The following is a 12,090-nucleotide window of genomic DNA, read 5'->3' on the forward strand; positions in this document are numbered from 1 at the left end:
TTTGCGATTTTGAGCAACGTACTCCCGCCAGCTGGAAAAGGCTCGCCCGCGGTAGCCGCCTTTCCCCGCTTAACTGTTTAACCACCGCCAAACGATTTGGACGGCTGAGCCGGCGTGTTCGCTCGGCACAGCGACGCCGAAAGTAACGTTTTCGGTTTGCGGATGCGTCCGCAGTCGGGGCGATTCCATCGGATCGCTCACCACCAATCACCTTTTTTGCATAGATACAGACAGCCCATGACCGAAGCTTCTATCACCGCGACCCCGTTGCCCGACATCCAATCGACCGGCGACGGACGAAAGGTCGCGATCAATAAAGTCGGCGTGACCAATGTCCGTTACCCCATTTCCCTGCGGACGCCTGGCAAGGGAAAGGGCAATGAGTTCATTCACACCGTCGCGACGATCAACATGTTTGTTTCGCTGCCGCACGACGTGAAAGGAACACACATGTCGCGGTTCCTGGAAGTGCTGAACGAATACCACGAAGAACTCAGCAGCGACGCGTTGCCGTTGGTGGCCAATCGGATGAAGGAGAAACTGGAGTCCCAGGATGCCTACCTGGAACTCAGCTTCCCCTACTTCGTTGACAAAACGGCTCCCGTCAGCGGGCAGTCCGGAAAACTGGATTTTGACGTCGCCTTTGAATTGGCCAGCAACGGAACCGACGATTTCGTGATGACGCTGAAGATCCCGGCGACCAGCCTGTGTCCCTGCTCCAAGGAGATTTCGGATTACGGCGCCCACAACCAACGTTGTGACATGACGGTCAAAGTCCGAATGGCCGAAGGCGTCCACTTGTGGATCGAAGAACTGTTCGGGATCGTCGAACAATGCGCTTCGACACAAGTCTTCAGCGTGCTGAAACGTCCCGATGAAAAATGGGTCACCGAGCGGGCCTACGAGAACCCAAAATTCGTAGAGGACATCGTCCGCGACTTGGCCGTTGCACTCAACAACGACGACCGAATCGTCTGGTACCAGTGCAGCAGCGAAAACTACGAATCGATCCACAATCACAATGCCTACGCGTTCATCGAATGTGATAAACGCGAGCAGTAATCGTTCAGTAACCAGCCATCGAGCAGTGGGATAGGCTTCCAGCCTGTCGATCGCGGGTTCGTTCGAATGGTCGGCTGCTATCCCAAGCCTCCCGCTCAGCCGACCATGTCCTCCAAACTCATCCTCAGCGAGCGAGCGATCATCGAAACGGTCGCGGCGCTGCACCAACGCATTTCCGATCGCTTTCCCGGCAGCGGGCTGTCCGATCTGTGCACCCAGTTGCTGGAGGTTGCCGAAAAGTCAGCCGTTCGGGCGCAAGGGATTGGCGAATCCGTCTGGTGGATTCGCATTTGCGGCTATCTGCTGGCCATCGTTGTGATGGTGCTGGTCGGTTCGATGATCTGGTTCGTCACCCACTCGGTCCGTTTCAAGGATGAAGCGATCGGCTGGACCGATCTGATCGGAACGTTCGACGCGGGCGCAAACACGCTGATCGTCTTGGGCGCGACGCTCTACTTTCTGACAAGTCTGGAAATTCGAATCAAACGTCGTCGCGCCTTGGTGGCCGTGCACGAATTGCGATCGATCGCACACGTGGTGGACATGCACCAGTTGACCAAAGATCCCGAACGGATGCTGGAGCGGTATCGTCAAACCGACCATTCGCCGGCCGAAGCGATGGGCCCGTTGGAGCTGAACCGCTACCTCGACTACTGCACCGAGATGCTGTCCCTGATCGGCAAGATCGCAGCGCTGTATGTCCAGCGATTTAATGATTCCGCATCCGTCGCCGCGGTCAGCGAAGTCGAACAATTGACGACGGGGCTGTCGCGAAAGATCTGGCAGAAGATCGTGCTGCTGAGCGAAATCACCGAATTCCAGACACGACACATTCGGATGGATCCGCCTGCAACCAATTCGGCGGTGGTCGATCCGGAACCCGATCCGGTCGGCGAATCCGACACGCCCGAAACGCCGCCGGAGGACGGGGGTGGAAAGACATAGGACCGTCGGAAGAAGAAGTGGGATAGGCTTCCAGCCTGTCATGGCGAAAACGACAGGCTGGAAGCCTGTCCCACAATCAATCCCCGCCACTTGTTCTTCCGACGGTCTTTAGGCGTCACAGCACTCGCTCCCTGGCTCCGCCCGACGCCGTGAACCGTAGGCTCGGGCTATCGATTGTATAACGGCAGCTTTTGGCAAACCATTTAGATTCTCTCCCCCTGGGAGAGACGGCGTTTGCGCAGCAAGCAAACGCCAGAGAGGGCCCACGCTGCAAAAGTCTTGGCGCCTTGCGCTACGATCAAATCCGCCACCTATTCAATGGACGTCCCCTCGCCGACGCACGTTCGACACGTGAGGCGGAGCCTGGGAAACAAAACGCGTCCGCAGGGTACAACCGACGCGTTGGCAATTCCCTCGATTCCTCGGCGACGTTGCGAAACCCAGGATTTCGGTCCTCCGCTGGGGTATAATTCCAATCCAGCCCTCACCGCCCGTCCCGCCTGATTCTGCCATGCTGCGATTGTTTCGTTTCTTTTTCCCAATCATCCTCGCCGCTCCGACGGTGATGGGCACGTCGACCGACAATGCCTCCGCCGACGAACCGCTTCAGTTCAATCGCGACATCCGCCCGATCCTGTCCGAGAACTGTTACCACTGTCACGGCCCGGATGCTTCGGCGCGAGAAGCCGAGTTGCGATTGGATACCGAAGAAGGCGCGAAAGAATGGGCCGTCGTCTCGGGAGAGGCCGAGTCCAGCGAGTTGGTGGCGAGGATTTTCAGCGACGATCCCGACACGTTGATGCCCCCGGCGGACAGCGAACGTGCGCTGACAGAAAAACAAAAACAGTTGCTTCGCCGCTGGGTCAACGAAGGTGCCTCGTACCAAGCCCACTGGTCGTTTCAAACGCCGCTCGCCCAGAGAGTGCCGGCCGTGGCCGGCGACCGGGCCGTCAACCCGATCGATCACTTCATCTTCCATCGGCTGCAAACGAACTCGCTGCAACTCGCACCGGCTGCCGACAAAGAAACGCTGCTGCGCAGAATCACGTTTGACTTGATCGGGCTGCCGCCGACGATTGCCGAACTCGACCACTTCCTGGCCGACACATCCCCCCGCGCGATCGAAAAAGTGATCGACCGACTGCTGGCCGATTCTCGCTACGGCGAACGGATGGCCGCCGATTGGCTGGACGTCGCGCGGTACAGCGACACGTATGGTTATCAAGTCGATCGCGATCGTTTCGTGTGGCCCTACCGTGATTGGGTGGTTGATGCGTTCAATCGCAATCTCGGCTATGACCATTTCCTCCGCCAACAACTCGCCGGCGATCTGCTGCCCGACCCGTCACGCGACCAGATCCTGGCAACGACCTTCAATCGGTTGCATCCACAAAAGGTCGAAGGCGGCAGCGTCCCCGAAGAGTTTCGGATCGAGTATGTCGCCGACCGAACCCAGACCGTCTCAACCGCCTTCCTGGGGCTGACGATGGAGTGCTGTCGATGCCACTCGCACAAGTACGATCCGATCACTCAAACCGAGTACTACCAGCTCTCTGCGTTTTTCGCCAACATCGACGAAGCCGGCTTGTATTCGTTTTTCACGCCATCGATTCCGACTCCGACCCTGGGACTGCCCAACGACGCGCAAGCGGTTCGTTTGTCACAACTGCAACGTGACATCGATTCGCATTTGGCCAGCTATCACAAAGCCTGTGAGAAGCAAATCGACATCGATGCCTATCGCGACCTGCTCGACACCAACGCTGCCCCATCGGATCCAACCGAAACGCCGGCGTCTGCCCAGGCAAGCGACAAGTCCAGCGGCAACAATGACAATGACACCGATCCGGTCGATCGTCTGTATGCCACGCCGATCGAATCGCTGGACTTTGAATCGCCACCGTCGGCGCCCAATCAGTCGGTGCCGGGGATCGCCGGCAACGCCGTTCGCTTGACCGGCGATGACGTCGTCAATCTCAAGACGGGAAATTTTCGTCGCGACCAACCGTTCTCGGTTTCGCTGTGGATCAAGACGCCCGACGTCAAAGACCGCGCCGTCGTTTTCCATCGTTCCCGCGCTTGGACCGACGCCGCCAGCCGCGGTTATCAGTTGCTGATCGAAGACGGACACCTGAGTTGGTCATTGATTCATTTTTGGCCCGGCAACGCGATTCGCATCCGCACCCCCGACCCGATTCCCGTCAATCAATGGGTTCACGTGGTCGTCACCAACGACGGTTCCAGTTCAGCCGGCGGATTGTCGATCGCCATCGACGGGCAACGTGTCCCGGCGGTCACGGTGCGCGACCATTTGACCAAGCAGATCACCGGAGGCGGTGGCGACAACTTGGCGATCGGGCAACGCTTTCGCGATCGCGGGTTCACGTCGGGCGAAGTCGATTCGTTTCGCGTGTTCGATTGTGAATTGACCGATCTGGAGATTCAGCGTCTGGCACGTCGCGACGAATCATTGACTTGGGTCCGCTCGGCTCCCCAGGACTGGACGCCTGCGCAACGCCACATCATGTCCGACCATCTGCTGCGGCGACACGACGCCGATTTGGCACAACACCGAGAGCGGCTCGGGCAAGCCAGGCGGGTGTTGTGTCAGCTTCAGGACCAGATTCAAGAGATCATGGTGATGAAAGAGGCACCGGGGGTCCGCACCACGTACCGACTGGAACGCGGCGCCTATGACGCGCCGGCCGAAGCGGTCACGCCGGGCACCCCCAAAGCGATTCTGGGTTTGGACGACTCCACGCGCAAGGACCGATTGGGGCTGGCCGATTGGATGCTTCGCCCCGATCACCCGCTGACCAGTCGCGTCGCCGTCAATCGAATCTGGCAGCTCTGTTTCGGTGTCGGTCTGGTTCGAACCCCCGAAGATTTTGGCAGCCAAGGCGAACCGCCCACGCACCCGGAATTGCTGGACTGGTTGGCGATCGATTTCGTCAACAGCGGTTGGGACATCAAACGATTGATCAAACAAATCATGATGTCGGCGACCTACCAGGCGTCCAGCGAGCACCCGGACCCGGCGGTTTGGAATCGGGATCCCGAAAACCGTTGGCTGTCCCGCCACAACGCCTACCGGCTTCCCGCCGAGATGTTGCGCGACCAAGCCCTGGCGCTGTCGGGACAATTGGTTTCCAAACTCGGCGGACCGCCCGTCAAACCCTATGAAGTCGAGGCTTCGTTTAAACCGTCCAAACGCGATTCCGGCGAAGGCCTGTATCGTCGCAGCATCTACACCTATTGGAAACGCACCGGACCGGCGCCGGCGATGATGACTTTGGACGCGGCCAAACGAGACGTCTGTCGCGTCCGGCGTGAACGGACCTCGTCGCCGCTGCAAGCGTTCGTGCTGCTCAACGGTCCCCAATATGTTGAATCGGCACGTGTGTTGGCGTTTCGTTTGATCACCGAGCAGGGTGACGATGCCGACGCCGTGCTGTTGGCCGCCTTTCGGACGTTGACCAGCCGTTACCCGACCGATGCGGAAACCCGAGTCGTCAGCGATCTGTACGCCGACCAGCTCGCCTATTTCCGCCAGCATCCCGACCGCGCGAAAGAATACTTGTCGGTCGGAGAGATCAAGTTTGATAAACACGACGGCGTCCCGTCATCCGATCAAGCAGCGCTTGCCGCGACCGCCGTCGTGATCGGGACCCTCATGAACTACGACGAAAGTGTGATGAAGCGATGAAAGAAACCTCCCCCCTCCATCCGAACCGAACGTCGTTGTTGCGTCGTGAATTGTTTGCCGCCGGCGGACTGGGGATGGGCAGCCTGGCGATGGCCGCGATGGCCCGTCGCGATGCCAGCGCCGCTCCCGCGACCGATCCGTCGCCCCGCGCGATGGGGCTGCATCTGCCGCAGCGCGCCAAACGGGTCATCTATCTATTCCAATCCGGTGCACCGAGCCAATTGGATTTGCTGGACCACAAACCGCTGCTCAACGAACGGCATGGGACCGAGTTGCCAGCCTCGGTGCGCGGCGGGCAACGATTGACCGGGATGAGCGGCAATCAATCCAGTTTGCCGCTGGTCGGTTCGCCTTGGAAATTTTCGCGTTACGGTCAATCGGGCGCCCAACTCAGCGAGCTGATGCCCCACTTGGCCGGCGTCGCGGACGAATTGTGCATCGTGCGGTCGATGCACACCGAAGCGATCAACCACGGCCCCGGCGTCACATTCGTGCAAACCGGCAGCATGTTCCCCGGACGTCCCAGCATGGGGGCTTGGTTGGATTATGGGTTGGGCCGCGAAAACGACGACCTGCCCTCGTTTGTCGTCATGGTCACCAAGAACAAGGGCGGCCAGCCATTGGTGTCGCGGCTTTGGGGCAGCGGCTTTTTGCCCAGCCGCCACCAAGGCGTCCGGTTTCGCAGCGGCAAAGATCCCGTGTTGTACTTGAACAACCCCGACGGGATCGACCCAGACAGCCGGCGCAGTGCCGTCGGTGCCCTGTCCAAGTTGCATCAAATCAAACTCGACCAAACCCACGATCCGCTGGTCCAAGCCAGGATCTCGCAGTACGAACTCGCCTATCGAATGCAATCCAGTATTCCCGATGCGACCAACTTGAGCGACGAACCGGAAAGCACGTTCAAGCTGTACGGTGACGACGCCAAGAACCCCGGCACGTTTGCCGCCAACTGCGTCTTGGCGCGACGGCTGGCCGAACGCGGCGTCCGGTTCATTCAGCTGTACCACCCGGGCTGGGACCACCACGGCGGAATCCAAAACGGCTTGCCCCGACAATGCCGCGAAACCGATCAACCCTCCGCGGCGCTGCTGGCCGATTTGAAGCAACGTGGCATGTTGGAAGACACGTTGGTGATTTGGGGCGGCGAATTCGGTCGCACCAATTACTGCCAAGGCAAACTTTCGCCCAACAGCTTTGGACGCGATCACCACCCGCGATGCTTCAGCATGTGGATGGCCGGCGGAGGGATTCGGCCGGGCATGACCTACGGCGCGACCGACGAGTTCGGATACAACATCGCCGAAAATCCCGTCCACATTCATGACCTACAGGCAACGATCCTGCATCAGCTGGGCATCGACCACGAACGATTGACGTTCAAGTACCAAGGCCGCAACTTCCGCCTGACCGACGTGCACGGCGAAGTCCAACACGCACTGATCGATTCGCCCCCAACCGTGGGATAGGCTTCCAGCCTGTCATCCACGCGCACCTTATGCCCTGGCTCCGCCCTACGCCAGGGAACACACTGTCTCGGAGGCTCCGCCTCTCAAACACGCCGAGCATACGACGCATGCCATCCGTCACGCACAGCGTGACCTACTGCAGCGTCTATCGGTAGATGTCATGCGAGAGAGCCATGGACCGTCTGGCAATCGGCTTCCCTGGATCGATCGAACAGACGATCTCCGGTACCACAGCAATGGATCACACCCACGGATGGCAGCGCGTCCCCACGGATCCCAGGCTGCTTTTCATCCGTGGGTTCGCTCTGCCATCCGTGGGTTCATTTAAATCGGGCACACGGGGCTGTCTTCAGGCTGACGCTTCCAACGTCGCACTGCAACCCGCCGGTTTGACTCCGCGATCCAATCAGACGGATGACCGGCGCATGACGTTTACCGCTAGACGGTCCACTACTTCGTTGCCATCGCTTCGCGCAACGCGTCGGCCAACTCGCGCAGCTCCGTCTTCGTAAACACCTTGTTGCCCGCCAGCCGTGCCGCCCGCTTCGTCCAGGCGATGTCGATGCCCGGCGGCAAGTCTTCCAACGCAAACGCCAATTCTCCCGGCACCCCCAAAAAATTAAACTCGTTCGCATCGACGTGAATCTTGCGAGATTCGTTCGTGCTCCACTTCGTCACGCGCATCGGCTGATTGATGATCGCCATCGGATGCTCCTCATCGGTCGGCGGAACGAGCAGCCAGGTCACCATCGCACCTTCACCGGAGACCGGATCGAGGTACACCAAATGGCGCGTCAGATACTTGCGGTGTTGCCCGTTGCGCAGCATCACCGACGGGGCATCGAACATCGCCAGCGCCGGGCTTTGGGCGATCAACGACACCTCGGCAAATTGTCGCTCGTTGGTCTTTAGTACTTGTCGCGCGATGAAACCGAGCGGCACTTCCAGTTCCGACGCCGTGTCCGAGGAGATGATGATTCGCCCCGCAGGACCTTCGACACTGTACCCCACGCCGATCTGCTGCAATTCGTACCGACCGTGCGAATCCGATTGGTCAACCCGTGCCATGATCGTCAGCGCGCACTTGGTTGCGGCATCGCGGATCGATCCGCTGACCGAATCGGTGTCGCCGCTGTTGATCTTCGGCGACGCGACCAAAATCTGCCGATTCCATGACACCTGCTCGGATTCATCTGTCACCCGTGTACCGGGATCGATCACCGCAATCGGGACCGGCTGAAACATCGCATCATTCGCGACCGCAGCGGAACGTTGCACCGGTGTCAGATGCGATGCGAACCAGACGCCGATCACGACCGCAGCGAAACGCAGCGTTTCCGGCACGAGTCGTGGAATCGTTCGACGCCGCGGCGCCGGGCTGTACTGCATCGAATCAACATCCGTTAGAGTGTGAGTTTGTTTCATGACCACGTCGATCACTTCCAGATGTCCCAGCACCGTACCGAATCTCCATCGACGCATACCGGCGAAATTCCGTCACCAGAGTCTGCCCCATCGGCTCCGGGATCAAGCGTTTCCGCCCCCGTCCTGATCGAAGGGCGACAGGTCTCTCGCCATTATGACGAAGGAAAAGTCGATGCGCTCGCCGAGGCGACTTTTTCCATCGGCAGGGGACACTATGTCGCCATCGTCGGCAAGAGCGGAAGCGGAAAAACCACCTTGCTCAACATGATCGGCGGCCTCGACCGCCCCACCTCCGGAGAAATTGTTTACGACGGACAACCGCTCGACGCCCACAGCGACCTCGATCGCCATCGTTCGCACAACGTCGGTTTTGTGTTCCAAAGCTATTACTTGTTGCCAAATCTGACGGCCGCCGAGAACATTCAAATCCCGATGTTCGAGGCAGACTACGGCGCCGCCGAGCGCGCCGAACGGGCGAAACGCTTGCTCGATCAAGTCGGCTTGTCGGGCCGCGGAAACCATTTGCCCAGCCAACTCTCCGGCGGCGAATCGCAACGCGTAGCCATCGCCCGGGCACTCGCCAATGGGCCCCAGTTGATTCTGGCCGACGAACCGACCGGGGCCCTCGACAGCGAGACGGGCGACTCGATTCTGCAGCTGCTCGAAGACCTCAATCGCAACCAATCGATCACCTTGGTCGTCGTCACCCACGACGAAGCCGTCGCCGCCCGAGCCGATCACCAGCTGCGTCTGGCCGACGGACGCATCGTCAGCCCGTAGAGAACCCGCGCTGGTGTGCAGGCTTTAGGGACCGCCCAACTCAGGAACGATGCGAAACGCGACGAATCCTAATGATCTCGTCGATTGAGTGTGATGCGGTCAGCGGACCGTTTTACGACGTCCTTTCTAGGTCGTCGCCGGGAGTCCAACGGACGACGGCCCGGAAGGGCCATCGTACTCGAAAAATCGGTCGCCCCAAGCTGGATGGTCCCTTCAGCCGCAGCGTCCCGCAATCCCCTCAAGGCTAAACACCAACACTCCTCACGCCACTTTCTTCCCACAGGGCGCCCGCAAATCGAACAGCCCAAAAATCTCTTCCCGACTCAGTCCCACGTTTCGCGTCGGCGTTTCGCTGGAGGAGAACAGCGCGTCAAACATCTCACGCTTTTGATCCAGCACGTCGTTGATCCGCTGTTCGATCGTGTTCATCGCCATCATCTTCGTCACCGTGACGGCTCCGGCGGCGCCCAGCCGGTGGGCGCGGTTGATCGCCTGGTCTTCGATCGCCGGATTCCACCAGCGGTCGAACAAGAACACGTATTCACAGAACTGCAGATTCAATCCGACACTGCCCGCCCCGTAGCTCATCAGGATCACGTGCGCGTTGGGGTCTTCCTTGAATCGGTCGATCACCGTGTTGCGTTTCTTTTGCGGGATCTTGCCGTGGTATTCCAGCGGCCCATAGGGCTCCAGCGCGTCGCGGATTTTATCCAGACTCTTGACCCACTGACTGAACACGATCGCCTTCTTGCCGCTCGCGGCCACTTCTTCCACGTCGGCGACCAATCGTTCCAGCTTGCAACTGCTGCCGGTGACGGGGTCGAAGTTGCAGATTTGCTTTAGCCGCAACACCAACTCGAAGACGTGCTGAATCGTCAACGACTGCTCCAGGTTTTCCAGATACAACACGCCTTCCTTTTCCGCCGATTCATAAGTCGACCATTGTTCCGGCGTCAGATCCAATTCCGCGTCGCGATACAGTTTCGGTGGCATGTCGTCGAGCACCATGTCTTTGGTGCGACGCAAGATATAGTCCCCGGCTTGCTTGGCGATCTGGGGCATCGGCATGCCGGGCTTCAGGTAGCCCGGTGAAAGGAATTCGAAAATACCGACCAGATCGTCCGGGCAGTTTTCCACCGGAGTTCCCGTCAAAGCCCATGATCGCGTCCGTGGGATGCTGCGAACGACCAGGCTGGTCGTGCTGCTGCGATTTTTGATCCGCTGGGCTTCGTCGAGCACCACCAAATCAAAATGCATCGAATCGTCCGTCAGGATTGATTGGTCGCGCATCAACAATTCATAATTTGCGACCTTGACGGGAACCTGGGGCGAACGCCATTGGAATTCCCGTTTGGCCGAATTGCCTTCGATCGCCGCGATCGGGATCTCCGGCGCCCAGACGCTGAACTCGCGCAACCAGTTCGTCACCAGCGGCTTTGGGCAAACCAACAGCACGCTGCGGACTTCGCCGCTGCACAGCAACAACCGGATCGTGCTGATCGCCTGCATCGTTTTCCCCAGCCCCATTTCGTCCGCCAAGATGCCGGCGTAGCGAGGAAACAGAAACGCCATGCCGTCCAACTGGTACGGAAACGGCTCGAAGGGAAAATTCAGCTGCCCGCTGCCGACCAACAGGTCCAACGGGGGTTGCAGCAAGTAGTACAGCCGGTCTTGCAGTTTGACGATGTCCGACGGCGGCTTGATCCGGTTGTGCTTTCGTTTGGAATCCGACTTACGTTTGGACGCGGCCGGTGCAGCCGCTGAGTTCTCCGGCGATGCGGTTTTGGGTGGAATCCAACGCGCGGAATCCGGGAACTGAAATCCACGCGTTTGCGTCGCCAATTTGGGCAGCCGGATCGGGATCGATACCGTTTCAATCGTCGGCAGCGACAGCTCACTGACTTCGACTTGGAACATCGAGTCGGCGACCCAGGAAAGATCCGGATCGATCGCCGCAACCAACTCCGACGCGTCGCCGGCGGTGTCGCGTCGTCGGGGAGAAAAAAAACTCATCAGGCCGCTTCCGAACCTTGGCGGGACAATTGCGAGTGGGCTTCTTTGACCGCTTCGCGAATCCGTTCAAAGGGTTCGACCGCGTCGGGCAGGTCGACGTAAAACTCGGCGATGGCGTCCAGCTCGGCGTGGCGTTCCATCGGGACCAGAAACGTCGATCCGGCCAACTGCACCGCTTCGGATCCGGAGAACGCATCCGCCGCGACCGGCTTGCCGTCCACCGTCGTGGCTTCCAGAACGAGGGCGACCGGAGATTTCGTGAACGATTCCAGCTTCAACCCTTCCGGCAGATCACAGCAGATCAGCGAAAGCGGGGTGCGGCACTTTGCGATCAACAGCTTTCCGATCACCTGGGCGACCAGGTGGGAACGCAGCGTGGGGCCGAACAAGATTTCGTGGGCACGGGTGGGACGGACCGGCAGGGTGCATTGGAACTCCAGCGGTCGGCCGGCTCGGTCCAAGACCAGCAGTCCGCCGGTCCAGCCGGTCCGCGGGTCATCCACGACGGTAAAATAACCGATCGTCGCGTCATTCTTCTTAGGCAAGTTGTCAGGCATTCGATCCGAAACCGCGAACAGAAACTGGGAGGTTGGCGGTGATTCGATCGCGAGAAGGCTCGCGTGCGAATCAGTGGTCACCGCACCGGTAGACTTCGGCTTTCTGCTTGGGTTGACTTTAACGGTCACGACG

General features: G+C 59.5%; 8 protein-coding genes. 5 read left to right on the forward strand and 3 right to left on the reverse strand.

The window, feature by feature from the left end; translation table 11 throughout:
- The first annotated feature begins 237 nt into the window (after positions 1–237).
- From folE2 to Enr13x_RS26950, 4 genes are all read left to right on the forward strand, one after another.
- The gene (gene folE2 / locus Enr13x_RS26935; RefSeq protein WP_145390021.1) at positions 238–1,062 is read left to right on the forward strand and encodes a GTP cyclohydrolase FolE2; all 825 of its coding nucleotides are present in this window, start codon (positions 238–240) and stop codon (positions 1,060–1,062) included.
- 105 nt (positions 1,063–1,167) lie between these two features.
- Positions 1,168–2,007, forward strand: coding sequence for a hypothetical protein (locus tag Enr13x_RS26940; protein ID WP_231743809.1), 840 nt, complete (start codon positions 1,168–1,170; stop codon positions 2,005–2,007).
- A gap of 511 nt (positions 2,008–2,518) precedes the next feature.
- Positions 2,519–5,713 carry a DUF1553 domain-containing protein gene (locus Enr13x_RS26945; RefSeq protein ID WP_145390022.1) on the forward strand — a complete coding sequence of 1,065 codons (3,195 nt, stop codon included), beginning with the start codon at positions 2,519–2,521 and terminating at the stop codon, positions 5,711–5,713.
- A complete protein-coding gene (locus Enr13x_RS26950; RefSeq protein ID WP_145390023.1) occupies positions 5,710–7,182 on the forward strand; it encodes a DUF1501 domain-containing protein in 1,473 nt (490 codons plus the stop codon). Before Enr13x_RS26945 ends, Enr13x_RS26950 begins: the two co-directional genes overlap by 4 nt.
- A 450-nt stretch (positions 7,183–7,632) precedes the next feature.
- On the opposite strand, the gene Enr13x_RS26955 is transcribed toward Enr13x_RS26950, so the two are convergent.
- On the reverse strand, positions 7,633–8,607 hold the full coding sequence (locus Enr13x_RS26955) for a hypothetical protein (protein ID WP_145390024.1): 975 nt from the start codon (positions 8,605–8,607) through the stop codon (positions 7,633–7,635).
- 21 nt (positions 8,608–8,628) lie between these two features.
- On the opposite strand from Enr13x_RS26955, the gene Enr13x_RS26960 reads away from it, so the two are divergent.
- A complete protein-coding gene (locus tag Enr13x_RS26960; RefSeq protein WP_145390025.1) occupies positions 8,629–9,387 on the forward strand; it encodes an ABC transporter ATP-binding protein in 759 nt (252 codons plus the stop codon).
- A gap of 261 nt (positions 9,388–9,648) precedes the next feature.
- Here Enr13x_RS26960 and Enr13x_RS26965 read toward each other — a convergent pair whose 3' ends face one another.
- A complete protein-coding gene (locus Enr13x_RS26965) occupies positions 9,649–11,304 on the reverse strand; it encodes a DEAD/DEAH box helicase (RefSeq protein ID WP_231744451.1) in 1,656 nt (551 codons plus the stop codon).
- Between the two features lie 95 nt (positions 11,305–11,399).
- Positions 11,400–11,957 (reverse strand): hypothetical protein, encoded by a 558-nt coding sequence (locus tag Enr13x_RS26970; protein WP_145390027.1) that lies wholly within the window; start codon positions 11,955–11,957, stop codon positions 11,400–11,402.
- Positions 11,958–12,090 lie beyond the last annotated feature (133 nt).

It is taken from the genome of Stieleria neptunia, assembly GCF_007754155.1.
Lineage (GTDB): Bacteria > Planctomycetota > Planctomycetia > Pirellulales > Pirellulaceae > Stieleria > Stieleria neptunia.